Genomic DNA, 24,231 nt, shown 5'->3' with positions numbered 1-24,231 from the left:
CTGGTCTCTCTTTCCGCCTGGGGGCGTTGGGATTGTCTGTTACCGAGACGTTGCTGGTCTTCGTCGGCATCCCGGCGGCCGCCGTGCTGGTGATCGCCGGACTGGCGGCCGCCGGCAGTCGCGGCGGCGGTGGTGGCGGCGCCAAGCGCTACCGGCCGGGCCGGCCCTTCGACTTCACTCCGGTCTGGTTCCTGGGCCGTCCGGAGCAGCTGGCCGACTCGGCCGGCACCGCACTGGCCGCCGGCGCGCAGGCGCCGGCGCTGACCAGCCGCAAGCAGGAGCAGGCCGGCCGGGAGGCGCCGGCCGGTGGAACCGGAGGCGCAAGTGACCGTTGGTGAGAAGCAGGCCGCGACGGGGACCGGTAACCCGCCCGAGGTCCTGGACGGGCCGTTCTCGACCCGTCAGCTGCTCCGCATCGACGAGGCGCTCCGCCTGGCCGACCAGGGCACCGGCCTGGTCTTCTCGGTCTACGTGGGCGGCCTCGACGAGCCGATCCGGGAGCACGCCCAGCGGCTGCACCGCCAGCTCGCCGAGCCGGACAAGTCGGTGCTGATCGCCGTGTCGCCCAACCAGCGGCAGCTCGAGATCGTGACCGGCCGCTACGCGCGCAAGCGCATCCCGGACACGTACGCCAAGCTGGCCGCGCTCTCCATGGTGGCCTCGTTCGGCGGCGGCGACCTGGCCGGCGGCATCATCCAGGGCCTCGACCAGCTCGCCAGCCACGCCGGCAAGGGCTGAGCCCTCCGCATACGACAAAGCCCGGCCCGCGAAACGCGGGCCGGGCTTTCTCGTCTCGTCGGCTCAGCGGGGCCAGGTGGACGGATCGAGCCGCATCGGCCACGGTTCCGTGACCTCGACGGGATCGTCCGGCCCGAAGGTGCCCAGCAGGTCGTAGTGGAGGCCCTTGGCCAGCTCGTAGCGGTAGACCACCGGCCCGAAGTCACCCCGCTCGACCCGCCAGTACGCCGGGATGGCGGCCTCGGCGTAGAGGGCAGGCTTGGTGAAGCGGTCGTGCCGCCGGCTGTTCGGCGACTCGACCTCGACCACCAGTGCGACGTCCGTCGGCTGTGCCCACATCCGGTCCCTCGGGGCACCGGGCTTGAGCACGGTGACGTCCGGGATCAGGTTGCCGCCCGGCACTCGGACGCCGATCTCCCGGATCACCCGCCAACCGTCGGGAGCCGCCTGGCGCAGTGCCATGCGGATGTCGTCCGCCAGCTCGTGATGGTCGGGCCCGGCCGGAGGGGTCACGTGCAGGCTCCCGTCGATGAGCTCGTAGCGGTTCCCGTCCTCGGGCAGGTCGAGCAGATCCTGCTCGCGCCAGCTCCGGTCCGGCCGCCGCCCCCCGAAGGTCGGCTGCGCCATCAGGTCCACCTCCTCTCCACACGATAACGGCCGGGGCCGGCGCGGGCTCCCACCCACGCCGGCCCCGGCCGCGTGCTCCTCGATCAGGCGGTCCGGGCGTCCCGGGCGCGGGCCTTGAGGGCGCGGGCCACGCCGTCGCGGCCCTCGGCCACCAGCCGGCGCAGCGGCGCCGGGTGGCCCTCCTGGGCCAGCCAGGCGTCGGTGGCCGCCACCGTGTCGTCCTCGACCAGGTAGGCCGGGTAGGCGAGCTGGACGAACTCCTGCGCCGGCTCGCTGTCCCGCTGCGCCCACACCTGGGCCGCCGCGGCGAAGTACTTCTCCCGGTACGGCGCGGTGAGCTCCACCTGCGCCGGGTGCGTGAAGCCCTGCAGCAGCGCCCGGTTGCGCCAGTTCGGCAGCGCCTCCGGGCCGGTGAGCTGCGTCCACACCGCCGCCTTGTTCTCCGCGGTCGGCACCAGCGCGTGCGCGTACGCGGCCTCCCGCTCGCCGCTGGCGGTCCGGTCGCGGGCCAGCTCGGCGTCCACCTCGGCCGCCCCGGCCGCGCCGTTGGCCACCAGCGCCTGGAGCACGGTCCAGCGCAGCTCGGTGTCCACGGTCAGCCCGGCCGGCACCTCGGCGCCGGCCAGCCAGCCGCGCAGCGTGGCCAGGTCCTCGTCGGAGCGGGCCGCCGAGGCGAACGCCCGGGCCCAGGCGAGCTGGAAGCCGCTGCCCGGCTCGGCCGCGGCGAGCGCCGTGCGGGCGGCCCGGGCCAGCTCGGCCCAGCCGGTCGGCGCCCAGGCCGGGTCGGCGTAGAAGGTGAGCGTGGTGGTCGCCTGGCGCAGGGTGGCGGTGACCAGGTTGATGTCGGTCTCCGCCGGCAGCCCGGCCAGCACCAGCGCCACGTAGTCCCGGGCCGCCAGCTCGGCGTCGCGGGTCATGTCCCAGGCGGCGGTCCAGCTGAGCGCCCGGGCCAGCGACGAGTCGAAACCGGCGATGTGCTGCACCACGTTCGCCATCGACCGCTCGTCCAGCCGCAGCTTGGTGTACGTGAGGTCGTCGTCGTTGAGCAGCAGCACGTCGGCGGCGGGCTTGCCGTGCAGCACGGAGAGCTCGGTCAGCTCGCCGGTCACGTCCACCTCGACCAGCTCCCGGCGGACCAGCCGCCCGTCGGTCAGGTCGTAGAGGCCCACCCCGATCCGGTGGGTCCGCAGGGTCGGGTGCCCGGCGGGCGCCTCCTGCCGGACCACCACCCGCTCGTACGCGCCGCCGGCGCCGATGGTCACCTCGGGGCGCAGCGTGTTGACCTGCGCGGTCTCCAGCCACTGGGCGGCGAACTTGCGCAGCTCCCGGCCGGAGGCCTTCTCGAGTTCGGAGAGCAGGTCGTCGAAGGTGGCGTTGCCCCAGGCGTGCTTGCCGAAGTAGGCCCGCAGGCCGGCCAGGAACGGCTCCTCGCCCACGTACGCGACGAGCTGCTTGAGCACGCTGGCGCCCTTGGCGTAGGTGATGCCGTCGAAGTTGACCTCGACGGCTTCCAGGTCCGGCATCTCGCAGTAGACCGGGTGGGTGGAGGAGAGCTGGTCCTGCCGGTAGCCCCAGTTCTTGCGGATGGACAGGAAGGTCGTCCACGCGTCGGAGAAGCGGGTGGCGTGGGTGTTGCACCAGTGGCTGGCCCACTCGGCGAACGACTCGTTCAACCACAGGTCGTTCCACCAGCGCATGGTGACCAGGTCACCGAACCACATGTGGGCCAGCTCGTGCAGGATCGTGTTGGCCCGCTGCTCGTACTCGAAGTCGGTGACCTGCGAGCGGAAGATGTAGTGCGACTCGGCGTGCGTGACGCAGCCGAAGTTCTCCATGGCGCCGGCGTTGAAGTCGGGCACCCAGAGCTGGTCGTACTTGGGCAGCGGGTAGCGCACCTGGAACTTCTCGTGGAAGAAGTCGAAGCCCTGCTTGGTGATCAGGAACAGGTCGTCCGCGTCCAGGTACTGCGCCATCGAGGCCCGGCAGTAGACACCCAGGTCGATGCCGTCGTGGCTGTCCCGCACCTCGTGGTAGGGGCCGGCGCAGAGCGCGGTGATGTAGGTGCTCATCCGCGCCGACTCGGCGAAGTGGACGGTCTTGAGCCCCTCGCCGGCCGGCTCCTCGCGCTCGACCGGCATGTTGGACACCACCCGCCAGTGCTCCGGGACGGTGGCGTGCCAGGTGTAGACGCTCTTCAGGTCGGGCTGGTCGAAGGCGGCGAAGACCCGCTGCGCGTCGGCCGTCTCGAACTGGCTGTAGAGGTAGGTCTCGCCGTCGACCGGGTCGACCGTGCGGTGCAGGCCCTGCCCGCTGTTGGAGTAGCCGAAGTCGGCGTCGACCACGAGGACGTTCTCGGCGGCCAGGCCGGTGAGGGTGAGGCCCTTCTCGGCCGACCAGCCGGAGATGTCGACCGGTGTGCCGTTCAGCGTCGCCGACCGCACCGACTCGGCGGCCGTCTCGATGAAGGTGCTCGCTCCCGGCTCGGCGCAGCGGAACCGGACCTCGGTCACCGACCGGAAGGTACGGCCGTCGGCCTGCACCGCGGTCGACAGATCAAGCTTGATGTCGTACCCGGTGACGTCGAGCAGGCGGGCCCGCTCGGTGGCCTCGACCTGGGTCAGGTTGCGCACTCCCGGCACTGTTCGTCTCCATCCCACTCGTCTCGCCGCGCCCCGCGGCCGGCCTCCCCGGCCCGCTCGTGACGGCCGGTCCGAAACCGAGTCTTCCATGCACGGACACCCTTCGGTGGCCGAGGTCACGCTCTCATTCCGGTACCGGTCGATGCCGCGTGGGGTGAGGATCGGAGGGGAAGGCGCCGGAGCTCCGGCGCGTGGAGTCGTGAAGGGATGACACCGTGACCGAACGTGTCGCCGTGGACATGTGGTTCGACCCGCTGTGCCCGTGGGCGTGGATCACCTCCCGCTGGCTGCTGGAGGTCGAGCAGGTCCGGGACGTGGACATCCGGTTCCACGTGATGAGCCTGTCCGTGCTCAACGAGGGCCGGGACCTGCCGGAGCAGTACCAGGATCTGATGAAGAAGGGCTGGGGCCCGGTGCGGGTCTGCATCGCCGTGGAGCAGGCGCACGGCGGGGAGACGCTGGCGAAGCTCTACACCGCGATGGGCACCCGGATCCACCTCGGCAAGGAGGAGTTGGGCCGGGAGATGCTGGTCGGCGCGCTCACCGATGTCGGCCTCGACCCGGCGTTCGCGGACGCCGCCGAGTCGACCGAGTACGACGAGGCGCTGCGGGCCAGCCACGAGGCGGGCATGCGGCCGGTCGGCACCGAGGTGGGCACCCCGGTGGTCCACGCCCCGGGTCCGGACGGCCGGCAGGTCGCCTTCTTCGGCCCGGTGATCACCCCGGCGCCGAAGGGCGAGGCGGCCGGCCGGCTCTGGGACGGCGTCCTGCTGGTGGCCGGCACGCCCGGCTTCTACGAGCTGAAGCGCACCCGGGAACAGGGCCCGATCTTCGACTGAGCCGTGCCGGACGAGCCCCGCGCCGCCCCGTCACCGGGCCGGTGCGGGGCTCGTTTCACCGGGTGTCCCAGCCGGCGGCCCGCCCGGGGCCGCAGCCCGGCAGCTCCTGGAGGCGTTCCCATGGGTAAGCACCGCCGCCTGTCCGACAACGCGCCGGAGACGGCGACCGAGGACCCCGGTGCGACGTACTGGTCGGTGGCCGAGGGCGACTGGCCGGCGGTCCCGGCCGAGTTGGCCGACCTGCTGGCCCCGCCGATCGTGGTCGGCGTCGCCCGGGTGGTGGCCACCTCGCGGATGACCCCGCCCGCCGACGCCGGCCTGCCGGCGCGGACCCCCGGCCCGGTCCGCACCAGCGCAGCGGCCGGCCGCCCGGCCCCGGCCGGGACGACGACCGTACGGCTCGCCCCCTCCGGCGGCTCCCGCCCGGCCGCCCCGACGCCGGGCGGCAGCCCGGCTCCCGGCCGGCACCGCAACGGCTGACCCTTTCATCTGGTGGAAGGCGCGCGGGTCCGGCACCGGCGCTCCGGACGGCGCGGGTAGCGTCAGCGGGCATGACGGTCGTGCATCCGATCGCCCGGGCCTGGATCACCACTGGCGGCACCGGCGCGCAGAACTACGACGAGTTCGCCGACGACGCGGAGATCACCGCCATCGTCGAGGCGAATCCGCACAGCGCCCTGGGCATCGAGATGCCCCACCGGGCGCCGGGCAGCCTCGGGAAGTCCTTCCTCGACGCGCTTCCCGACGCGGTGGCCCGCTTCGCCGAGGCCAAGGCGGACGGCAGCTACACCCCGGCCGAGCAGGTCGTGGTGCTCTACCGGATCAGCGCGCCGGGCGAGGAGAGCGCGTACGGGCTGTTCGCCATGGTCGACACCGACCAGATCTCCACCCGGGCCGACGAGCCCGGCCTGGTGATCCGCAACGAGGACGTGTTCATCGCTAAGGTGCGGGAGCGGGTCGCCCTGGCCGAGGCGCTGGGTCACCTGCTCTCACCCGTACTCCTGCTCCAGACCGGGCGCGGCGACGAGCTGCACGCGGCGCTCGCGGCGGCGACCGAGTCGGCCGGCGCGCCCGCCGCCACCGACGTGGACCAGGCCGGCCGCACGCACGCCATCTGGCTGCTCGGCCCGGGGGCGGCGCAGGACGAGCTGACCGCCCTGGCGGGCGGCGGCGAGCTGGTGGTCGCCGACGGCAACCACCGCAGCCTGGCCGCGCAGACCGGTGGCTTCCCCCGCTTCCTGTCGGTGATCACCACCCCGGCCTCGGTCGCCATCCAGCCCTACAACCGGCTGGTCAGCGAGCTGACCACCACCCCGGACGAGCTACTCGACCGACTCCGCGCCGCCGGCGCGGAGATCACCCCGAGCGCCGGCCCGGTCGGCGTCCCGGCGACCGGCGGCACCGTGCACCTCCATCTCGCCGGCCAGGGGTACGCGGTGCGCCTGCCGCACGTCGGCGGCGGCCGGCTGGAGAACCTCGACCACGCGCTGGTCGAGCGGCTGCTGCTGCGCGACGCGCTCGGCCTCGACCCGGGCGACAAGCGGATCACCTACGTGGGCGGCGACTACCCGGCGAGCTGGCTCACCGGCGAGGTCGACGCGGGCCGGGCCGAGCTTGCCGTCCTCGTCGCCCCGGTGACCGTGGACGACTTCGTCGCGGTGAACCTGGCCCGGGAGAAGATGCCCCGCAAGAGCACCTGGTTCACCCCGAAGGCGCGGGCCGGCCTGGTCGTCGCCGAGCTTCCCCGCTGAGCGTGTGACGAATCCGCCTCCGTGCCGCCGCCCGCGCGCCGACACGGGGGCGGGCCTGTCAGACTGCGCGGTATGCGCGTCTACCTGGGATCCGATCACGCCGGCTTCGAGCTGAAGGTGCACCTCGCCAACCACCTGGCCAAGCAGGGGTACGAGGTGATCGACGTCGGCCCGCACGCCTACGACCCGGACGACGACTACCCGGCCTTCTGCCTGCACACCGGGCGGCGCGTGGTCGACGACGCCGGCAGCCTCGGCGTGGTCATCGGCGGCTCGGGCAACGGCGAGCAGATCGCCGCCAACAAGGTCGCCGGGGTCCGGGCGGCGCTCGCCTGGAACATCGACACCGCCCAGCTGGCCCGCGAGCACAACGACGCCAACATCATCGCGGTCGGTGCCCGGCAGCACGCCCTGGACGAGGCCACCGCCCTGGTCGAGGCGTTCCTCACCACTCCGTTCTCCGGCAACCCCCGGCACGCCCGCCGGATCGCCCAGGTCGCCGACTACGAGCAGAGCCAGGAGCTGCCCGAACTGCCCGCCTGACGCGTCGCCGGCGGGCGCGGCGACCGGGTCGCGCCCGTCATCGTCCGGTGCGGGGCAGGTCCTCGCGGGGCACCCAGTTGCGCCGGACGATCACCACCCGGGCGTCGGCCTCGGCCAGGTCCTCGTCGGTCGGCCGGGCGGCGTCCCGCGCGCGCAGCGCGGCGGTGACGCTCACCTGCGAGGAGCCCGAGCCGACCAGCCCGCGCAGCCCCCGCTCGCCCTCCTCGGCGGGCGGGCCCGGGCGCCGGCCCCGGGGCTCCGAGGAATCGTGCTCGGCGCGTCTGGCGCCACGCGGCGACCGGGAGCCGTCGTCGTCGTGCACGCCGGCCGTGCTCGCGCTCGCGGCCTCACCGTCCGGCGTGGCGCCGTCGCCGTGGTGCCGCAGCCTCCGCCGCCGCCGCTCCGCATCACCCATCACCCGACCGTACCGGCCACGGCGCGGCGCGCGGGAGTCAGAAGACCTCCATGGGCGCCGGGGCGCGGTGCCAGCCGAAGGCCGGGCCGGTCGCCGCCACCGCGCCCGGGACCAGTTCCCGGACCCGGCCGGCGGCGGCGAGCGCGGCCAGGCCGGCGCCGGCCAGGTAGAGCTCGCCGAGGGCACGGACGTCGCAGGCCAGCCCGGCCGGCGCCGCGGTGGCCGTGCACTCCGCCCCGGACGGCCCGCCGACCAGCCGCCAACGGCCGCTGTTCTCCGGCAGCAGGTCGTCGGTGACCTCGACCACCACGTCGACGTCGGTGGCGTAGCGGCGGGCGGCCAGCGCGGCCGGCACGTCCACGAGACGGACCCAGAGGGCGTCGGCAAGCCGGGCGCCGAGCTGCCGCGGCTCGTCCACCAGCCGGAAGAGCGGCTCGTCCACGGCGGCGATCGGGAAGGACACCCGGCGGGTCAGGTCGATCGAGAGCAGCAGCCGCCACAGCGCCAGGTACGCCTCCGGTCGGGCGGCCACCACCTCGCCCACCTGGACCTCGGCCCGCGGCACGGTGCCCGTCCAGTCCTCCTTCGTCCGGTAGAGCGCGTACCCGTCGAGACCGTCCGGCCCCTCGTGCAACAGCACCCGGCGCTCGGTGGCGCCGCCCCGCAGCCCCTTCACGTCGGCGAGCACGTAGTCCCACCAGCGCTCGTCCCGCTGGGACCAGCCGGGGCGGTCGGCGCGCACCCGCTCGTACAGCCGGGCCAGCCCGGCCCGGTGCGGCGCCGGCCGGTCCAGGCGGAGGGTGCCCTCGGCGGGCGTCGGGTCCGGCAGGCGCAGCCCGGAGGTGTCGCCGGCCACGATGAGCCGCTCCGCGGCCAGGCCGTAGCCGAACCGGGGATAGATCCGGCCCTCGCTGGCCCAGAGCACCGCGAGCGGCTCCCGGCCGGCGCCGCGGACCTCGCGGAGCTGCCGGCGCATCAGCCCGGTGAGCAGCCCGCGCCGGCGGTGCGTCGGGGCGACCGAGACCATGGTCACGTGCGCGGCCGGCACGCTGCCCCCGGGCACGGCCAGGTCGCGGGTGAACGCTGCGGCGTGCGCCACGGCGGTCGCGCCGTCGCGGACCAGCAGCGACCGGTCCGGTTCGAACACCCCGCGCTCGAGCTCCAGCAGTTCGGGGTCGGACCCGCCGTGGAAGGCCAGCGCCAGCAAGGCGGCGATCTCGTCGAAGTCCTCGGCCCGGGGCACCACCGCGTCGGTCATCGGATGTGTCTAACCCATCACGTTCGGGGTCGGCACCCTATTTGCCGGCTCGCTACCCTCGGAACCGTGGCCGGCGTCGGTCGAGGGGGAGGACACGAGATGGCGGACCAGACACAGCCGTGGGCCGAGCGGACGGTCGAGGTGCCGCCGCAGCCCGGCGTGGTGCCCCCGCAGCGGGACCCGTTCCGGCGCGGGGTGGCGGCCGTCGGCCAGCCGCGTACGCCCCGGACCGAGCAGTTCCCCGCCGTCGACCCCGGCGACTGGACGGGTGATTCGTCGCCCCGGCGCCCGATGGGCTGGCACCTCGCCCAGCTCCGCCGGGGCGGGGAGTGGAGCGCGGCCGGCGCCCTGTTCGCCTTCGTCTGCTGGGGCATCTGGGCCATCTCCGGCCGGGGCAACCTGGCCACCCCGCTGCTCACCTTCGTGCTCAGCCTGCTCACCGCCGCCGGCCTGTTCGCGCTGGCCCGCCTGCTGGGCCGGCTGGTCCTGGAGCGGCAGCTCGGCCGGGTGCGGCGCAGCGCCCGCGGCGCGCACCTGGTGACCGCGCTCTTCCTGGTCGGCGTGGGGGTGGCCTACCTGCAGCAGACCGAGTGGGTGGTCTCCGCCTGGAACTGGATGACCGGCAACTGACGACCGTGGCCGCGGGCGGGGCGGCCCTCCCGCCGCCCGCCCGCGTGCCCGGTCGCGGAACGCCGCGACGCCGGTCGTCACTCCACCAGGACGGCGCTCGCATTACCCGGCCGGGCGCGGTTCATCCGTCGCCCGGTGGGCTGAGCCGTCACTGCCCCCCGGCGTCGGCCTTCGGCGAGGCGACCCGCGCCGCCGGGTCCTCGACGCCCGGCTCGCCGCCGCCGGGGGCCACCATCCCGTCGTAGTTGTAGACGACGCCCCCCTCGCCGTGCTGCTGGGTGGTCCGGATGTAGCGGTGGATCATGCCGTCGATCTCGATCTCCAACAGGGCCTGGTCACCCGCGTCCTGGCTGTTGCCGTCGCGCGGACCGCCCACCAGGTACGCCTTCGTGTTCGTCTCCATGGGCCAGCCGTACCCCTGCCGGCTCGGGCGGAAACGGCGACCGCCCACCGGCCGGGCCGGGCCGTTCACCGAGCCGGGGCGCGCTTCCGGCGCACCGATCCGGGCCGGCCGTCGTGCCGGCCCGAAGGTGCGGCCAGCATGACGGGATGGGCGCGTATCGATCAGCGTACGAGCGGAGCATCGCCGACCCGGCCGGCTTCTGGCGGGAGGCCGCGGCGGACCTCGACTGGCACCGGGCGCCGGAGCGGATCCTCGACGACAGCGGCGCCCCGCTGTACCGCTGGTTCCCCGACGGTGTGCTGAACACCTGCCACAACGCGCTCGACCGGCACGTGGCGGCCGGCCGCGGCGACCAGCCCGCGCTGATCCACGACAGCCCGGTCACCGGCACGGTCCGCACCCTCAGCTACGCCGAACTGCTCGCCGAGACCGCCCGGTTCGCCGGAGCGCTGCGCCGGCTCGGCGTCGGTCGGGGCGACCGGGTGCTGCTCTACCTCGCCATGGTGCCGGAGGCGGTGATCGCCATGCTGGCCTGCGCACGGATCGGCGCGGTGCACTCGGTGGTCTTCGGCGGCTTCGCCGCCCACGAGCTGGCCGTCCGCATCGACGACGCGCGGCCGGCCGTGGTCGTCGCCACCTCCTGCGGCATCGAGGTGGACCGGGTGGTGCCCTACCACCCGATCCTCGCCGCCGCCCTGGACGAGGCGGCCCACGCCCCGGCGCACTGCGTGATCGTGCAGCGCCCCCAGGAGCCCGCTCCGCTGCTTCCCGGCCGCGACCTGACCTGGGACGAGGTGATGGCCGACGCGGAGCCCGTGGAGTGCGTGCCGGTCGCCGCCACCGACCCGCTCTACATCCTCTACACCTCCGGCACCACGGGCCGGCCCAAGGGCGTGGTGCGGGACAACGGCGGGCACGCCGTGGCGCTGCGCTGGTCGATGCGGAACGTCTACGGTATCGAGCCGGGCGACGTCTTCTGGGCCGCCTCCGACGTGGGCTGGGTCGTCGGCCACTCCTACATCGTGTACGCGCCGCTGCTCACCGGTGCCACCACCGTGCTCTACGAGGGCAAGCCGGTCGGCACCCCGGACGCCGGGGCGTTCTGGCGGGTGGTCGCCCAGCACCGGGTGGCCGCCCTGTTCACGGCGCCCACCGCGATCCGGGCGATCCGCCGGCAGGACCCGGACGGGGCGCTCCTGGCCGGTCACGACCTGACCAGCCTGCGCACCCTCTTCCTGGCCGGCGAGCGGCTGGACCCGGACACCTGGGCGTGGGCGGGGGAGCGGCTCGGCGTACCCGTGGTGGACAACTGGTGGCAGACGGAGACCGGCTGGCCGGTGGCGGCCAACCCGCGCGGCCTGGAGCCGCTGCCCATCAAGCCCGGCTCGCCGTCGGTGCCCGTCCCCGGCTACGACGTCCGGGTGGTCGACGGCGGCGGCCGGGAGGTGCCGCCGGGCACCGACGGCTCGATCGTGATCCGGCTGCCCCTGCCACCGGGCTGCCTGCCCACCCTCTGGGGCGACGACGAGCGCTTCGTCCGCTCCTACCTCGCCACCTTCCCCGGCTACTACCTGACCGGCGACGGCGGCCGGTTCGACGACGACGGCTACCTCTACGTGATGGGCCGCACCGACGACGTGATCAACGTGGCCGGGCACCGCCTCTCCACCGGGGCCATGGAGGAGGTGCTGGCCACGCACCCGGCGGTCGCCGAGTGCGCGGTGATCGGCGTGGCCGACGCGCTCAAGGGCCAGGTGCCCAGCGGGTACGTGGTGCTCAAGGCCGGCGCCGACGCGGACCCGGACGCGCTCGCCGGTGAGCTGGTCGCCCTGGTCCGGCAGCGGATCGGGCCGGTGGCCGCGTTCCGCCGGGTGACCGTGGTGCCGGCGCTGCCCAAGACCCGCTCCGGCAAGATCCTCCGCCGGACCATGCGCGGGCTGGTCGAGGGGCGGGACGAGCCGGTGCCGCCGACCATCGAGGACCCGGCGGCCCTGGCCGTCTTCCGCGACCTCGGCGCTACTCCTTGACGAAGCGGTGGAGCACGAAGTCCTCCTCCGAGCCGCACACGATGACCTGGGTGTTCCAGGAGCAGGAGTCGCCCCGCACGTCCTTCAGCTCGCCGAGCTGGGCCACCGTGCCCGACTCGGCGCCCACCCCGGCCACGCTGCGGTCGTCCACCCCGCTGCCCAGCGGGTCGGCGAAGACCAGCAGGTTGCCGGCGTCGACCCGGAGGGCCACCCCGTCCTCGTCGTCGAGCACCCGCGTCCCGTCCGCCGCGAAGAGGGTCGCGGCCGGCTCCGGGTACATCCGCCGGGCCAGCACCCGCTCGCCGACCGGCACCAGCTGGGTCATCCCCGGCGCCGCCCACCGCTTGACGCCCTTGCCCTCCTGCGCGGCCACCACCGTGGCGGTCTGGTCGTCGGAGTTGGTCACCTCCAGCAGGCAGGCCCGGTGCTCCCCGCACGGCGCCAGCGCCTTGGCCTGCCGGTCGTCGTCCTCCGCGGTGTAGAGCACGCTCGGCTGCGCCTGCTTCCCCAGGTCGTACGCGAGCAGCCGCCCGTCGTCGCCGGCCACGTAGAGCCGGTCCTCGTGGGCGGCCACCAGGTCGTCCGGCTCGGCCACGGCCTTCCAGCGGCGGACCTCACCGCCGGAGCCGAGGTCGATGAGCCGGACCGACCTGTCCGCGCTCACCTGCACGAGTTGCTCGACCGGGCCCTGCTCCGGGTCGCGGGGCGAACCGTCGCCGTACGCGGGGCCGGACACGGCCTCGTCGGTGGTCACCGGGTGCACGCTGTCGCGGGTGTTGCCGTACTCGTCGGTCAGGTCGGCCAGCTCCCAGCGCTCGCCGCCGTCGCGCAGGTCGAGCCCGACCAGCCGCTTCCGCTCGTGGTCGGTGAGCGCCACCATCTCCTTCCCGACGAACATCTCGTCGTCCCCCTGCACGGTGTGCCGCCAGCGCGGCGTGCCGTGCCCGCCGTCGAGCACCTCGAGCTGGCGCGGGGTGCTGCTGCCGGCGGCGTCCGCGAGCAGCGCCACCGCGCCGGGTAGCGCGACCACCCCGGCCCACTGGTCGGCCGTGGTGGCGCTCTCCTCCCGCCACAGCTCCTTGCCGGTGCCCGCCTCGACGGCCACCACCGCCAGCCGGCCGTTCTCGCGCGGATAGGCCAGGTAGGCCCGGTCGCCCGCGACCGCGGTGAACATCTCCACCGGCCGTTTCCCGCCGGCCGCGACCCGGGTGCCCTTGCCGAACGCCTGGAAGTCCAGCTCCGGGTGGCGGTCCCGGGTGAGGTAGAGGACGGTCGCGGTGGCCACCCCGGCCAGGGCCGCCACCGCGCCGATCGAGATCCACAGCGCCCGCCGTCGGCGGCCACCGCCGGCCGGCGCCGCCGGCGATCCGGGCGTGCCGTTCCCGGGTACGCCGGGCGAGCCCGGCCACGCCGCCGGCTGGTGCGGGATCCCGGGCCCCTGCGGGGGTACGCCCGCCGGCGAGCCGTACGGCGGCAGGGCCGGTGCCGGCGTACCCGGTGCGGGTGAGTGCGGGGCCACGGCGGTGCCGTGCGGTCCGGCGGCGAGCGGCCCGCCATTCGCTCCTGCGGCGACGGTCGTGCTTTCCGGTCCCGGGGCGACGGTCGTGCCGCCCACTTCCGTGGTGGCGCCAGATGGGAGGACGGGCGTTCTCGGATCCGCGGCGGCGGTCGGCATCCCGGCGGGCAGCGTGCCGGCCGGGCCGACGCCCGGGGACGCGGTGGCCGGGGTCGCGGCGGTTGGCGGGCCGGCGGGGGGCGCGCCGACCGGGGCGAGCGGCAGCGGCGGGGCGGCGGACCGGTTCCGGCGCAGCGGCAGGTCGGTGAGCGCGCCCTCGGCGACCGGCAGCTCGGGTTGCTCCAGCACGGTGGGCGCGATTCCCAGCTCGGCGTGGAGCAGCCGGGCCACCAGCGGCATCCGGGACGAGCCGCCCACCAGGAACAGCCCGGCGAGCCGCTCCGGGGTCAGCCTGGCCGCGGAGATCACCCGCCGGGTCTCGGCGACGGCCCGCCGCAGCAGCGGCGCGGCCACCCCCTCCAGCTCCGTCCGGGTCAGCGACACGGCGGCCGGCACCCCCGGCACCGCCACCGGCGCCGTCGTGGTGCGGGACAGCATCTCCTTCGCGCCCCGGACGTGCTCGACGAACTGGAGCCGCTCCCGCCACCCGGTGGTGTCGGCCGGCTCGCTCAGCCGCGCCCACTGCGTGGGGTGGGTGGCGGCGACCCGCTCGCCGACCAGCGCCAGCAGGGCGGCGTCGAGGTCCAGCCCGCCCAGGTCGTCGAGGCCGCCGCAGGAGATCAAAGTGAAGCCGGAGTCACCCCACGGGTCCGCGCCCTCGTTGCGCACCACGGCGACGTCCAGCGTCCCGCCGCCGAAGTCGAAGACCGCCACCGACTCACCCACCGGAACCGGCCGGCGCAGCACCTCGGTGTAGTAGCGCGCCGCCGCCACCGGCTCGCGCAGCAGCCGGGTGCCGGGCGGGGTGGGACCGGAGAGGGTGTGCTCGGCCGCCGAGGGCCAGCCGGCCAGGGCGAGCGCCTCGGCGAGCACCTGCCGCCGACCGGCGTCCCAGGTCGCCGGGCAGGTGACCACCGCGGGCGGCAGGAACCCGAGCGCGCCCACCGCGGCCTCGCCCACCGCGCGCAGCACCGCGCCGAGCAGTTCGGCCGGGGTGGGCCGGCGGTCGCCGAGCGTCACCTCCGGCTCGTCGACGCGACGCTTCGGGTTCGGCTCGTAGCGGTCGGGGTCGGCGTGGGCCAGCCGCAGCGCGTCCCGCCCCACGTGCAGGCGCCCGTCGGTGTCGGCGTACACACCGGACGGCAGGATCGGCTGGCCCTCCACCAGCAACGGGCGGGTGCGCCCGTCGGGCCAGCGCAGCACGGCCACGGTGTTCGAGGTGCCGAGGTCCACGCCGAGGGCGAAACCGTCCCGCTGGCCTGACATCCGTCGCTACCTCCACCCGACGAGGGGATGTCCGGCCCCGCATCGTACGCAGCCCCCGCCGCCCGGCGATCTCCGGCGCGGTACCGCCCGGGCGAGGTGCGCCCGCCGGGTGCGTCAGCCGCCCTCGTTTGCCTCGGCCTAAGCGGGGAAGCCATGGCGCGGCCGGAGCAAGGAGCGTGATGATCGAGGTCTGCCGAACGATCCGCACCCCACCCGAGCGGATCTTCGCGGTGCTCGCGGATGGTTGGAGCTACGCCAGCTGGGTTGTCGGTGCCGCCCACATACGGGCCGTCGACGACGGCTGGCCCGCAGTGGGCACCCGGGTCCATCACCGGGTGGGCCCATGGCCGCTGCAGATCGAGGACCAGACCGTGGTGCGGGAGATGGAGCCGAACCGTCTCCTCGAACTCGACGCGCACGCCGGTCCGCTCGGGATCGCTCGGGTCCGCCTGGCATTGGAGCCGGTCTCGGCCACCACGACCCGGGTACGCATGGGCTGGCGGGCGGCCGCAGGGGCCGCCCGCTTCGTGCCGGAGACCGTACTGGCGCTGATGCTGCGCCCGCGCAACTCGGAAACACTGCACCGTGTGGAGGACATCGCCGTACACCGACAGGTCCCCGCACGGTAGGTGAACTCATGCCTCGCCGGAGGGAGCCGACGCTCCGGGTGAACGGCACGCGGATGGCACGGGCAGCGCCACGCGCACGCCCGTTGTAGCGTGCGCTGGCATGACGTTGACAGCGGCGCATGTCCCCACGGGGAGGCCCCCTGTGACGCGCCGTCGGCCTGCCTCGCCACCAGCGGGTGCCGATGGGCTTTCGACTGGTGGTCCACTCTCCGAACGGCTACGTCCCAGGCTGACCGCCGAAGGCCGGCTGTACGAATGGCGGTATGGGTGCGACATGGTGGCCACGGCATGGCGGGAGGATCGGTGGTGATCAACAAGCGAGGCAGTAGGCCGATCGTCGTCGATGGCACGTGCTATCGCTGGCTCGTCCGCCGGAAGCCTACGTACAGCCAGGGCTTGACCTGGTCGCCGTTGAGCTTTGCCGTTGAGCGGACAGACTCGCCCGGCTGCTCCACCCTCGTCGTGCGGCTGGCGTCCGCTCACGCTGGCAACTGGATGAACGCCGCGGCATCTCCGGTGCTGCCTTCGGCGGTCGCCAGCGCCATACGGCAAGCACTTGAGCGTGGATGGCAACCGGATCATCCGGGATCGCCGTTCATGCTGAACGTTGGTGACGAGGAATAGCCGTAGCCGGTGGAAGGCCCAGGTGCGCGATCATGGGAGTTGATCGAGGAGTGCGAGCCGGCCGCTGGCTGAGAGCGGATCTCCTCGGCCATGGACCGGCGGATCGTCAAGCAGGCCCGGCGCAGCGGCGGCCAGAGCTGCTGGTGGCCCACGGATGGCCGGCGGGATCAGAGCGGGGGAGTGGACGACCGGCCCAGGATGCGGGGATGCAGCCTCTGACTTCGGCCGGAGTGCGGTGGAGCGGGCGACGGGAATCGAACCCGCACCGTCAGTTTGGAAGACTGAAGCTCTGCCATTGAGCTACGCCCGCGACCGCCCCGCTCTCGCGGGACGCGCCCGACAGCCTACCCAATCCCGGAACCGGACGCGCAGCGCCGTACCGCCGCGCCGCTCCGGACCGCCCCGGTGCCCGTCCGGCGGGCCCGGACGGCATACACTTCTCGTCGCCACGGGGTGTGGCGCAGCTTGGTAGCGCACTCGCTTTGGGAGCGAGGGGCCGTGGGTTCAAATCCCGCCACCCCGACTGTCGTACGCGATCGGGTCGTCCGGGAACCGCCGATTTTTTCCGCGCGGTACCCGGGCGCTGCCGATGCCGCAGGTCGGCTCGCCTACACTCGATGCGCGCAATCACGCCCAGACTCAACTGAGATCCGTCAAGGAGTACGCCTGTGAAGAGCACCGTCGAGACTCTGAGCCCGACGCGCGTGCGGCTCGCCATCGAGGTGCCGTTCGTCGAGCTCGAGCCGAGCCTCAGGAAGGCGTACCGGGAGATCGGCCAGCAGGTCCAGGTTCCGGGCTTCCGCCGGGGCAAGGTTCCCGCCGCCGTGATCGACCAGCGGGTGGGCCGGGGCACCGTCCTCAACGAGGCGGTGCAGGAGGCCATCCCGCAGAACATCCTGGCCGCGGTCCGCGAGCACGACCTGAAGACGCTCGGCCGTCCGGAGGTCGAGATCACCGAGTTCAACGACGGTGACTCGCTCAACTTCACCGCCGAGGTGGACGTCCGCCCGGAGATCACCCTGCCCGACCCGGCCACCATCGAGGTGACCGTGGACGAGATCCAGATCGCCGACAGCGAGATCGACGAGCAGGTCAACAGCCTGCGCGAGCGGTTCGCCACGCTGAAGACCGTCGAGCGGGCCGCCCAGGAGGGCGACTACGTCCAGATCGACCTGAACGCGACCGTCGACGGCGAGGACGTGCCGGGCGGGCAGGCGAGCAACATCTCGCACGAGGTCGGCAGCAAGCAGCTCCTGCCGGGCCTGGACGAGGCGCTGGTCGGCCTGGCCGCCGGCGACAGCACCACCTTCTCCACCCAGCTGGTCGGCGGCGACTACGCCGGCCGCGACGCCGACGTGGCGGTGACCGTCCGCACGGTCAAGGAGAAGGAGCTGCCCGAGCTCAACGACGACTTCGCCCAGCTGGCCAGCGAGTTCGACACCATCGAGGAGCTCCGCGCCGACCTGCGCGAGCGGGTGACCCGGGGCAAGCAGGTCGAGCAGATCTACGCCGCCCGGGACAAGGCCCTCGAGCAGATGGTCGCGGCCGCCGAGGTGCCGGCGCCGGAGGGTGTCGTCAAGGAGGAGGTCGAGAGCCGCAAGGCCGCGATGGTCGACCAGCTCGAGCGCATCGGCGCCTCCCTCGAGGAATACCTCGCCGCGGAGGAGAAGACCGAGGAGCAGATCGACACCGAGCTGACCGAGGCCGCCACCGACGGCGTCAAGATCCAGCTCCTGCTGGACACCCTCGCCGACGCCGAGGACGTCCAGGTCTCTGACGACGAGTTCGGTCACGAGATCGTCCACCGCGCCCAGCGCGCCGGGATGGCCCCGCAGCAGTACTACGACCAGCTGGTCCGCTCCGGCGCCGCCCAGGCCGTCTTCGGTGACGTGCGCCGGGGCAAGGCGCTCGCCTCGGTGATGGAGAAGATCAAGATCAAGGACTCGGCGGGCAACGAGGTCACCCTCGACGCGCTGCGGGCCCAGAACGAGGCCGAGCACGACCACCAGCACTGATCGTCGGCGTCGGCCGCCGTCCCGCGCTACGCGCCGGGCGGCGGCCGAAACCCTTTTCCGGGTACGCCCCGAGGGTGACTGCGCTGAGAGCGAACAGTGCCCCGACCGGGAGTACGGCCCCCGGCTGAGCGGTTAGTGTCGGGTAGGACGGTACGGAGAGCGAAGGGCTGCCATGACCGACATGCACATCCCCAAGAAGTCGCTCCGGGCGATCGAGGCCCGCGGTGGCGACTCCATTGGCAACCTCGACGACTCGGTCTACAACCGGTTGCTCAAGGAGCGGATCATCTTCCTGGGCAGCGAGGTGACCGACCAGGTCGCCAACCGCATCTGCGCGCAGCTCCTGCTGCTCGCCGCGGAGGACCCGGACCGCGACATCAACCTCTGGATCAACTCGCCGGGTGGCTCGGTCTACTCCGGCATGGCGATCTACGACACCATGCAGTTCATCGACAACGACGTGTCGACCGTGGCGATGGGCATGGCCGCGTCGATGGGCCAGCTTCTGCTCTGCGCGGGCACCAAGGGCAAGCGCTACGCCCTGCCGCACGCGCGGATCATGATGCACCAGCCCTCCGGTGGCCTCGGCGGCACCGCGTCGGACATCGCGATCCAGGCCGAGCAGATGCTCTACACGAAGCGGATGTTCCAGGAGCGGGTCGCCCACCACACCGGCCAGAGCCAGGCGCAGATCGAGGCGGACTCGGACCGGGACCGCTGGTTCACCGCCCAGGAGGCCATGGACTACGGCTTCATCGACAAGGTGATCATCGGGGCCGCGCAGGTTCCGGATGGCGCCGGGACCCTGAGCTGAGGAGCTGACGATGACCGACCTGAGCCTGCCGCCCCAGTTCGCGGCCGTGCACAACCGCTACGTCCTGCCGTCGTTCGTCGAGCGCACGTCGTACGGGATGAAGGAGTCCAACCCGTACAACAAGCTCTTCGAGGACCGGATCATCTTCCTCGGCGTCCAGGTGGACGACGCGTCGGCCAACGACGTGATGGCCCAGCTGCTGACGCTGGAGGGCACCGACCCGGACCGCGACATCATCATGTACATCAACTCGCCGGGTGGCTCGTTCACCGCCATGACGGCGATCTACGACACCATGCAGTACGTCCGCCCGGACATCCAGACCGTCTGCCTCGGCCAGGCGGCCAGCGCGGCGGCGGTGCTGCTCTCGGCGGGCACCCCGGGCAAGCGGATGGCGCTGCCCAACTCCCGGATCATCATCCACCAGCCGGCCACCGAGGGCGGCTACGGCCAGGGGTCGGACATCGAGATCCAGGCCCGGGAGATCCTGCGGATGCGGACGCAGCTGGAGGACATGCTGTCCCGGCACTGCAACCGCCCCATCGAGCAGGTCCGCAAGGACATCGACCGTGACAAGATCATGACGGCCGAGGAGTCCAAGGAGTACGGGCTGGTCGACACGATCCTGACCAGCCGTAAGAAGGGTCTGCTGGCGTCTCACGCCGCCAGCTGAGCAGTGCGAGGTCGGAGGTCGGTCGGGGCGTCCTTCCCGGCCGACCTCTGACACACCCGATTTGGGGGTCGGAGAAACCTCCGGCAGCGGGTAACGTCGGGTCTGTGCCGCTTCGCTGGGTCGGACCGGCGAGGTGGGACGACAGGACGGACGGGCGCGCGGCGCCCGCAGGTCAGGGCCGGCTTCCCGGCCGACGAGTGCAGGGAGAACGTAGGTGGCACGGATCGGTGACGGCGGCGACCTACTGAAGTGCTCCTTCTGTGGCAAGTCGCAGAAGCAGGTCAAGAAGCTCATTGCAGGCCCCGGGGTCTACATCTGCGACGAGTGCATCGATCTCTGTAACGAGATCATCGAGGAGGAACTGGCCGAGTCCGGCGAGGTGAAGTGGGAAGAGCTTCCCAAGCCGATGGAGATCTGCCAGTTCCTCGACAACTACGTCGTCGGTCAGGAGCAGGCCAAGAAGGCGCTCGCCGTCGCGGTCTACAACCACTACAAGCGGATCCAGGCCGAGGCGGCCGGTGCCCCGGGTTCGGGCAGCGACGGCGTCGAGCTGGCCAAGTCCAACATCCTGCTGCTCGGCCCGACCGGGTGCGGCAAGACCCACCTGGCGCAGACCCTGGCCCGAATGCTCAACGTCCCGTTCGCGATCGCCGACGCGACCGCGCTCACCGAGGCGGGCTACGTCGGCGAGGACGTGGAGAACATCCTCCTCAAGCTGATCCAGGCGGCCGACTACGACATCAAGCGCGCCGAGACCGGGATCATCTACATCGACGAGGTCGACAAGATCGCCCGGAAGTCGGAGAACCCGTCGATCACCCGGGACGTCTCCGGTGAGGGCGTGCAGCAGGCGCTGCTGAAGATGCTCGAGGGCACGGTGGCCAACGTGCCGCCGCAGGGCGGGCGCAAGCACCCGCACCAGGAGTTCATCCAGATCGACACCACCAACGTGCTGTTCATCTGCGGTGGCGCCTTCGCCGGCCTCGACCAGATCATCGAGGCCCGCACCGGCTCCGGCGGCACCGGCTTCGGCGCCCGGCTCCGCTCGGTCTCCGAGCGGTCGACCGACGACATCTTCAGCCAGGTCATGCCGGAGGACATGCTCAAGTTCGGGCTGATCCCCGAGTTCATCGGCCGGCTCCCGGTGATCACCAACGTGCGCAGCCTCGACCGCAGCGCGCTGGTCCGCATCCTCACCGAGCCGCGCAACGCCCTGGTCCGGCAGTACCAGCGCCTCTTCGAGCTGGACGGCGTCGAGCTGGAGTTCGAGCAGCCCGCGCTGGAGGCGATCGCCGACCAGGCCATGCTCCGCGGCACCGGCGCCCGCGGTCTGCGGGCGATCATGGAAGAGGTCCTGCTCTCCGTGATGTACGAGGTGCCGAGCAACCCCGACGCCGCCCGGGTGCTGATCACCCGCGAGGTCGTCCTGGAGAACGTCAACCCGACCATCGTGCCCCGCGAGTTCACCGGCCGGCGGGCCCGCCGGGACCGCGAGGAGAAGTCGGCCTGACCGCCGCAGCGACCGCGCCCGGGTCAGCTCGGGCGCGGTCCGCGTGACCGGGTCCGCCGGTCCCACTCGCCCGACGGGGTGACCGCCACCATCACCAGCCGCGCCGGCTCGTCGCCCGCGGTGCGGTAGCCGTGCTCCCGGTCGGCGTGGAACTCCACGGTCTCGCCGGCGCGCACCTCGTGGTCGACGCCCTCCACGGTGACCGTGACGGTCCCGGCCAGCACGTGCAACACCTCCCGGGTGCCGCGCGGGTGGTCGGGGGAGTGGTGCGCCTCGCCGGGCTGCATTCGCCACTCCCAGAGCTCGACCAGGTCCGGCTCGCCGAGACCGCTGAGCAGTCGCGCGGTGCCGCCGTGCTCGCCCCGCCACAGCACCGGCGCGTCGCCGGCCCGGGAGACCCGTACGGTGCTCTCCTCGGCCGGCTCGAGCAGCCGGGCGATGTTGACGCCGAACGCGTCGGCGACCCGGCAGAGGGTGCCGACGCTCGGGTTGGTCCGCGCCCCCTCGATCTGCACGAGCATGCCCTTGCTCACCCCGGAGCGCCCGGCCAGCTCCTCGAAGGACCAGCCGCGGGCAGCCCGCAGCTCGCGTACCTGTCGGGCCACCGCGGAGGTCACCGCGCCCACCCGCCCTCCGGCGTCGGTCATCACACTATCCTTCGCGGTCAATATTGTGGTACGACTGCCTGATGTTCCCCATTGTGCTCGCGGCGGTGTCCGCGGTCGCGTTCGGCACGGCCGACTTCTCCGGCGGCAAGGCGTCCCGGCACGCCGACCCGATCGCGGTGACCGTGGTGTCGCAACTGCTCAGCGTCCCGCTGCTGCTCGCCCTCGTGCTGCTCGTGCCCGGCACGCCCGGCCCGCTCGACCTGGCCTGGGGGCTGCTCGCCGGAGTGGCCGGCGCGGCCGGGGTGATGCTGCTCTACAAGGCCCTGGCCGGCGGCGTGATGGCGGTCGTCGCACCGGTCACCGCGATCACCGCCGCGGTCGTGCCGATCGTCGCCGGACTGGTCACCGCACACTCCCCGGGCACTCTGGCGCTCGCCGGCGCCGGGCTCGCCGTGGTGGCCATCGCGCTGGTGAGCCTGGGAGAGGGCGGCGCCACCGGCCGGGTGTCCGGCCGGCTGATCGGCATGGCGCTGGGCGCCGGGCTGCTGTTCGGGATCTTCTTCGCGCTGCTCGGCCAGGCCGACGAGGGCGCCGGCATGTGGCCGGTGGCCGCCGTACGGGTCAGCTCCATCGCCTTCGGTCTCGCGCTCGCCGTGCGCACCGGCGTACGCCTGCGGCTCGAACCGCGGGTGTTCCGCTGGGCCGCGGCGGCCGGCCTGCTGGACTCGGCGGCGAACGCGCTCTTCCTGGCCGCCGCCGGCCGGGGCCACCTCAGCGTGGTGGCCGCCATCGCCGCGCTCTGCCCGGCGAGCACCGTGCTCCTCGCGCTCGCGGTCGACCGGGAACGGCTCCGCCCGGTGCAACTGGCCGGGCTCGGCTTCGCCGCCGGCGCGCTCGTGCTGGCGAGCATCTGAGCCCTGTCGCCACCCGCCGTCCGCCCGTACGCTGAGCGTCATGCGCGTCGCCGTCTGTCAGCTCAACGCCCGTGAGGACCGAGCCGCGAACCTCGCCGCCGCCGAGGCCCTGCTGGCCCGGGCGGCGGCGGCCGGCGCGGACCTCGCCGTCCTCCCGGAGTACGTGGACTACCTCGGCCTCGCCGCCGGCATGCCCCCGGCCGAACCGGTCGACGGCGTGGTCGGCCGGTTCTTCGCCGACGCCGCCCGCCGGCTCGGCATGTGGGTGATCGCCGGCTCGTTCCACGAGGCCGGCCCGGACCCGGAGCACACCTGGAACACCTCGCTGGTCTTCGACCGCGACGGCGCGCTCGCCGCCAGTTACCGCAAGATCCACCTGTACGACGTCGAGATCCCCGGCCGGGTCTCCTACCAGGAGTCGGCCAGCGTGGCGCCGGGCGAGAAGCCCGTGGTGGTGGACGTCGAGGGCCTCCGGGTCGGCCTGTCGATCTGCTACGACCTCCGGTTCCCTGAGCTCTACCGGCAACTGGCCGTCGACGGCGACGCGGAGCTCCTGGTGGTGCCGGCCGCGTTCATGATGCACACCGGGCGCGACCACTGGGAGGTGCTGCTCCGGGCCCGGGCGATCGAGAACCAGTGCTACGTGGCGGCCGCTGGGCAGACCGGCGACCACGAGCCGGGGCGGACCTGCTTCGGACGCAGCATGGTGGTGGACCCGTGGGGGACGGTCGTCAGCCAGGTCCCCGACGGCCCGGGTCTCGCCGTCACCGAGCTGGACCTGGACCGGCTGCGGGCGATCCGCGTCGAGGTGCCGAGCCTCGCCAACCGGCGGCTCTGAACCCGGGCTCAGCTCTCCAGGAGCACGCCCACCACCGTGAAGCCGGCGATCGCCGCCGCGGTGACGAGCAGGGCCGTGGTCATCCGGGAGGGACCGCGCCGGACGAGGCGCCCCACCGACAGCAGGACGACGGCGAGCACGAAGGCGCCGATGACCAGCTGCCAGAACGGCAGCAGGAGCCCGAGCAGTGCCTCCTCGGCGAGCGTCGTCGCCGGGAACCGGGACACGTCATCCATGCCGAACACTCTGGCACGGATGAGCCCGCGGTGGTCCCGTCCGATCCCGGCTTTCCGCCGGCGGGACTCGCGGGAGCGGCGCCGAAAGCGGCAATGACGATCATTGATTTGCCTTCTCGGAGCCGTCCGCGTAACTTTCTCTCTGCACGCGGGAGGCCGGACAAACCGGCCGAGAACGGGCGCCAGGCTGGTGGCGGCGACGCCGAGCCAGACTGAGGATCCGGGCGGTGCGAGACACTCCGAGAAACACGGGGTTGCGATCGCGAAGCCGACCGGGTAGAGTTCGAAAGCCGGCAGGGAGCCGGGCGGGTGGCCGCGAAAGCGGCGATCGGCCGGTCCGCCGGAATCCACGACAGCAACGACCGCCATCTACGGCGAGCGTCAGCGTGGATCGGACCGAACCAAGTTGATCACCTCAAACACGAGGTTGACAGCGAAGATCGGACCGGGTAAGTTAGAGAGGTTGCCCCGGACGGGGGTCCTGCTGGTGCGGGGTTTCCGGATGGTGTGTGGTTGTTCTTTGAGAACTCAACAGGGTGCTTGATAAGCCAGTGCCAAA

Annotated in this window: 24 protein-coding genes and 2 tRNA genes; 17 read left to right on the top strand and 9 right to left on the bottom strand. The window is 73.2% G+C overall.

All coding sequences use genetic code 11. From position 1 onward, the window contains the following. The first annotated feature begins 50 nt into the window (after positions 1 to 50). Together ABZV78_RS19545 and ABZV78_RS19540 are read left to right on the top strand one after the other, a co-directional pair. Positions 51 to 338, top strand: a complete 288-nt coding sequence (locus ABZV78_RS19545) for a hypothetical protein (RefSeq protein ID WP_107076375.1) — start codon at positions 51 to 53, stop codon at positions 336 to 338. Then, complete coding sequence (locus tag ABZV78_RS19540) at positions 325 to 738, top strand: DUF5130 family protein (RefSeq protein ID WP_355640408.1); 414 nt, start codon at positions 325 to 327, stop codon at positions 736 to 738. Before ABZV78_RS19545 ends, ABZV78_RS19540 begins: the two co-directional genes overlap by 14 nt. A gap of 63 nt (positions 739 to 801) precedes the next feature. Here the strand turns inward: ABZV78_RS19540 and ABZV78_RS19535 are convergent, their stop codons facing one another. Together ABZV78_RS19535 and pepN are read right to left on the bottom strand one after the other, a co-directional pair. Beyond that, the gene (locus ABZV78_RS19535) at positions 802 to 1,365 is read right to left on the bottom strand and encodes a Uma2 family endonuclease (RefSeq protein WP_355640406.1); all 564 of its coding nucleotides are present in this window, start codon (positions 1,363 to 1,365) and stop codon (positions 802 to 804) included. Between the two features lie 83 nt (positions 1,366 to 1,448). Further along, positions 1,449 to 3,995, bottom strand: coding sequence for an aminopeptidase N (pepN, locus tag ABZV78_RS19530; RefSeq protein ID WP_355640404.1), 2,547 nt, complete (start codon positions 3,993 to 3,995; stop codon positions 1,449 to 1,451). 224 nt (positions 3,996 to 4,219) lie between these two features. On the opposite strand from pepN, the gene ABZV78_RS19525 reads away from it, so the two are divergent. The 4 genes from ABZV78_RS19525 (at position 4,220) to ABZV78_RS19510 (ending at position 7,137) form a co-directional block, all read left to right on the top strand. After that, positions 4,220 to 4,843, top strand: coding sequence for a DsbA family protein (locus ABZV78_RS19525; protein WP_355640402.1), 624 nt, complete (start codon positions 4,220 to 4,222; stop codon positions 4,841 to 4,843). A gap of 120 nt (positions 4,844 to 4,963) precedes the next feature. Further along, entirely contained in the window at positions 4,964 to 5,323 is a 360-nt protein-coding gene (locus ABZV78_RS19520) for a hypothetical protein (protein ID WP_355640400.1), read from the top strand. A gap of 71 nt (positions 5,324 to 5,394) precedes the next feature. Continuing rightward, on the top strand, positions 5,395 to 6,594 hold the full coding sequence (locus ABZV78_RS19515) for a DUF1015 family protein (RefSeq protein ID WP_355640398.1): 1,200 nt from the start codon (positions 5,395 to 5,397) through the stop codon (positions 6,592 to 6,594). 72 nt (positions 6,595 to 6,666) lie between these two features. Next, positions 6,667 to 7,137: a ribose-5-phosphate isomerase gene (locus ABZV78_RS19510; RefSeq protein WP_355640396.1), complete on the top strand. Its 471-nt coding sequence runs from the start codon at positions 6,667 to 6,669 to the stop codon at positions 7,135 to 7,137. A 37-nt stretch (positions 7,138 to 7,174) separates the two neighbouring features. Here the strand turns inward: ABZV78_RS19510 and ABZV78_RS19505 are convergent, their stop codons facing one another. Both ABZV78_RS19505 and ABZV78_RS19500 read right to left on the bottom strand, forming a co-directional pair. Continuing rightward, positions 7,175 to 7,552, bottom strand: a complete 378-nt coding sequence (locus ABZV78_RS19505) for a hypothetical protein (protein ID WP_355640394.1) — start codon at positions 7,550 to 7,552, stop codon at positions 7,175 to 7,177. A gap of 37 nt (positions 7,553 to 7,589) precedes the next feature. After that, positions 7,590 to 8,810 (bottom strand): GNAT family N-acetyltransferase, encoded by a 1,221-nt coding sequence (locus ABZV78_RS19500; RefSeq protein WP_355640392.1) that lies wholly within the window; start codon positions 8,808 to 8,810, stop codon positions 7,590 to 7,592. 99 nt (positions 8,811 to 8,909) lie between these two features. Between ABZV78_RS19500 and ABZV78_RS19495 the strand changes: the two genes are divergently transcribed. Continuing rightward, positions 8,910 to 9,440, top strand: a complete 531-nt coding sequence (locus ABZV78_RS19495) for a hypothetical protein (protein ID WP_355640390.1) — start codon at positions 8,910 to 8,912, stop codon at positions 9,438 to 9,440. Positions 9,441 to 9,588: 148 nt separating this feature from the next. Here the strand turns inward: ABZV78_RS19495 and ABZV78_RS19490 are convergent, their stop codons facing one another. After that, complete coding sequence (locus tag ABZV78_RS19490; RefSeq protein WP_355640388.1) at positions 9,589 to 9,843, bottom strand: hypothetical protein; 255 nt, start codon at positions 9,841 to 9,843, stop codon at positions 9,589 to 9,591. 146 nt (positions 9,844 to 9,989) lie between these two features. On the opposite strand from ABZV78_RS19490, the gene ABZV78_RS19485 reads away from it, so the two are divergent. Continuing rightward, positions 9,990 to 11,870, top strand: a complete 1,881-nt coding sequence (locus tag ABZV78_RS19485) for a propionyl-CoA synthetase (RefSeq protein WP_355640386.1) — start codon at positions 9,990 to 9,992, stop codon at positions 11,868 to 11,870. Here the strand turns inward: ABZV78_RS19485 and ABZV78_RS19480 are convergent. Continuing rightward, entirely contained in the window at positions 11,860 to 14,811 is a 2,952-nt protein-coding gene (locus ABZV78_RS19480) for an Hsp70 family protein (RefSeq protein WP_355640384.1), read from the bottom strand. The two genes, ABZV78_RS19485 and ABZV78_RS19480, sit on opposite strands and share 11 nt — an antisense overlap. Positions 14,812 to 14,990: 179 nt before the next feature. On the opposite strand from ABZV78_RS19480, the gene ABZV78_RS19475 reads away from it, so the two are divergent. Next, a complete protein-coding gene (locus ABZV78_RS19475; RefSeq protein WP_355640382.1) occupies positions 14,991 to 15,440 on the top strand; it encodes an SRPBCC family protein in 450 nt (149 codons plus the stop codon). 303 nt (positions 15,441 to 15,743) lie between these two features. Next, positions 15,744 to 16,064 (top strand): hypothetical protein, encoded by a 321-nt coding sequence (locus ABZV78_RS19470; RefSeq protein ID WP_355640380.1) that lies wholly within the window; start codon positions 15,744 to 15,746, stop codon positions 16,062 to 16,064. Positions 16,065 to 16,300: 236 nt separating this feature from the next. On the opposite strand, the gene ABZV78_RS19465 is transcribed toward ABZV78_RS19470, so the two are convergent. Beyond that, positions 16,301 to 16,374 (bottom strand) — tRNA-Gly (locus ABZV78_RS19465). 139 nt (positions 16,375 to 16,513) lie between these two features. Between ABZV78_RS19465 and ABZV78_RS19460 the strand changes: the two genes are divergently transcribed. The 5 genes from ABZV78_RS19460 to clpX all read left to right on the top strand — a co-directional run bounded on the left by ABZV78_RS19460 (position 16,514) and on the right by clpX (position 21,076). Further along, positions 16,514 to 16,587: transfer RNA gene (locus tag ABZV78_RS19460), tRNA-Pro, on the top strand. A gap of 145 nt (positions 16,588 to 16,732) precedes the next feature. After that, complete coding sequence (gene tig, locus ABZV78_RS19455) at positions 16,733 to 18,079, top strand: trigger factor (protein ID WP_355640378.1); 1,347 nt, start codon at positions 16,733 to 16,735, stop codon at positions 18,077 to 18,079. A gap of 172 nt (positions 18,080 to 18,251) precedes the next feature. Next, positions 18,252 to 18,893, top strand: a complete 642-nt coding sequence (locus ABZV78_RS19450; RefSeq protein WP_088960728.1) for an ATP-dependent Clp protease proteolytic subunit — start codon at positions 18,252 to 18,254, stop codon at positions 18,891 to 18,893. A gap of 10 nt (positions 18,894 to 18,903) precedes the next feature. Continuing rightward, complete coding sequence (locus ABZV78_RS19445; protein WP_091269636.1) at positions 18,904 to 19,566, top strand: ATP-dependent Clp protease proteolytic subunit; 663 nt, start codon at positions 18,904 to 18,906, stop codon at positions 19,564 to 19,566. A gap of 214 nt (positions 19,567 to 19,780) precedes the next feature. Next, entirely contained in the window at positions 19,781 to 21,076 is a 1,296-nt protein-coding gene (gene clpX, locus ABZV78_RS19440) for an ATP-dependent Clp protease ATP-binding subunit ClpX (protein ID WP_091319119.1), read from the top strand. 23 nt (positions 21,077 to 21,099) lie between these two features. Here clpX and ABZV78_RS19435 read toward each other — a convergent pair whose 3' ends face one another. Next, the gene (locus ABZV78_RS19435; protein ID WP_355640376.1) at positions 21,100 to 21,723 is read right to left on the bottom strand and encodes an XRE family transcriptional regulator; all 624 of its coding nucleotides are present in this window, start codon (positions 21,721 to 21,723) and stop codon (positions 21,100 to 21,102) included. Positions 21,724 to 21,764: 41 nt separating this feature from the next. Here ABZV78_RS19435 and ABZV78_RS19430 point away from each other — a divergent pair, with 41 nt between their 5' ends. Then, on the top strand, positions 21,765 to 22,598 hold the full coding sequence (locus tag ABZV78_RS19430; protein ID WP_355640374.1) for a DMT family transporter: 834 nt from the start codon (positions 21,765 to 21,767) through the stop codon (positions 22,596 to 22,598). A 40-nt stretch (positions 22,599 to 22,638) separates the two neighbouring features. Beyond that, entirely contained in the window at positions 22,639 to 23,436 is a 798-nt protein-coding gene (locus ABZV78_RS19425) for a carbon-nitrogen hydrolase family protein (protein WP_355640372.1), read from the top strand. An 8-nt stretch (positions 23,437 to 23,444) separates the two neighbouring features. On the opposite strand, the gene ABZV78_RS19420 is transcribed toward ABZV78_RS19425, so the two are convergent. Then, entirely contained in the window at positions 23,445 to 23,672 is a 228-nt protein-coding gene (locus ABZV78_RS19420) for a hypothetical protein (RefSeq protein ID WP_355640370.1), read from the bottom strand. Positions 23,673 to 24,231: the final 559 nt, after the last annotated feature.

Origin of the sequence: Micromonospora sp. NPDC004540 (genome assembly GCF_040610095.1) — a bacterium.
Classification (GTDB): domain Bacteria; phylum Actinomycetota; class Actinomycetes; order Mycobacteriales; family Micromonosporaceae; genus Micromonospora.
The sequence above is the reverse complement of the archived record's forward strand: the minus strand, read 5'-3'. Positions and strand labels throughout refer to the sequence as shown.

What these genes read in the sequence shown, in the direction of transcription:
- ABZV78_RS19475 (WP_355640382.1), top strand. Translation starts at nt 14,991, where the DNA reads ATGATCGAGGTCTGCCGAACGATCCGCACCCCACCCGAGCGGATCTTC.
- ABZV78_RS19510 (WP_355640396.1), top strand. Translation starts at nt 6,667, where the DNA reads ATGCGCGTCTACCTGGGATCCGATCACGCCGGCTTCGAGCTGAAGGTG.
- ABZV78_RS19520 (WP_355640400.1), top strand. Translation starts at nt 4,964, where the DNA reads ATGGGTAAGCACCGCCGCCTGTCCGACAACGCGCCGGAGACGGCGACC.
- ABZV78_RS19425 (WP_355640372.1), top strand. Translation starts at nt 22,639, where the DNA reads ATGCGCGTCGCCGTCTGTCAGCTCAACGCCCGTGAGGACCGAGCCGCG.
- ABZV78_RS19430 (WP_355640374.1), top strand. Translation starts at nt 21,765, where the DNA reads ATGTTCCCCATTGTGCTCGCGGCGGTGTCCGCGGTCGCGTTCGGCACG.
- ABZV78_RS19420 (WP_355640370.1), bottom strand. Translation starts at nt 23,672, where the DNA reads ATGGATGACGTGTCCCGGTTCCCGGCGACGACGCTCGCCGAGGAGGCA.
- ABZV78_RS19480 (WP_355640384.1), bottom strand. Translation starts at nt 14,811, where the DNA reads ATGTCAGGCCAGCGGGACGGTTTCGCCCTCGGCGTGGACCTCGGCACC.
- ABZV78_RS19505 (WP_355640394.1), bottom strand. Translation starts at nt 7,552, where the DNA reads ATGGGTGATGCGGAGCGGCGGCGGCGGAGGCTGCGGCACCACGGCGAC.
- ABZV78_RS19500 (WP_355640392.1), bottom strand. Translation starts at nt 8,810, where the DNA reads ATGACCGACGCGGTGGTGCCCCGGGCCGAGGACTTCGACGAGATCGCC.
- ABZV78_RS19435 (WP_355640376.1), bottom strand. Translation starts at nt 21,723, where the DNA reads ATGACCGACGCCGGAGGGCGGGTGGGCGCGGTGACCTCCGCGGTGGCC.
- ABZV78_RS19535 (WP_355640406.1), bottom strand. Translation starts at nt 1,365, where the DNA reads ATGGCGCAGCCGACCTTCGGGGGGCGGCGGCCGGACCGGAGCTGGCGC.
- ABZV78_RS19450 (WP_088960728.1), top strand. Translation starts at nt 18,252, where the DNA reads ATGACCGACATGCACATCCCCAAGAAGTCGCTCCGGGCGATCGAGGCC.
- ABZV78_RS19485 (WP_355640386.1), top strand. Translation starts at nt 9,990, where the DNA reads ATGGGCGCGTATCGATCAGCGTACGAGCGGAGCATCGCCGACCCGGCC.
- ABZV78_RS19495 (WP_355640390.1), top strand. Translation starts at nt 8,910, where the DNA reads ATGGCGGACCAGACACAGCCGTGGGCCGAGCGGACGGTCGAGGTGCCG.
- ABZV78_RS19445 (WP_091269636.1), top strand. Translation starts at nt 18,904, where the DNA reads ATGACCGACCTGAGCCTGCCGCCCCAGTTCGCGGCCGTGCACAACCGC.
- ABZV78_RS19490 (WP_355640388.1), bottom strand. Translation starts at nt 9,843, where the DNA reads ATGGAGACGAACACGAAGGCGTACCTGGTGGGCGGTCCGCGCGACGGC.
- ABZV78_RS19515 (WP_355640398.1), top strand. Translation starts at nt 5,395, where the DNA reads ATGACGGTCGTGCATCCGATCGCCCGGGCCTGGATCACCACTGGCGGC.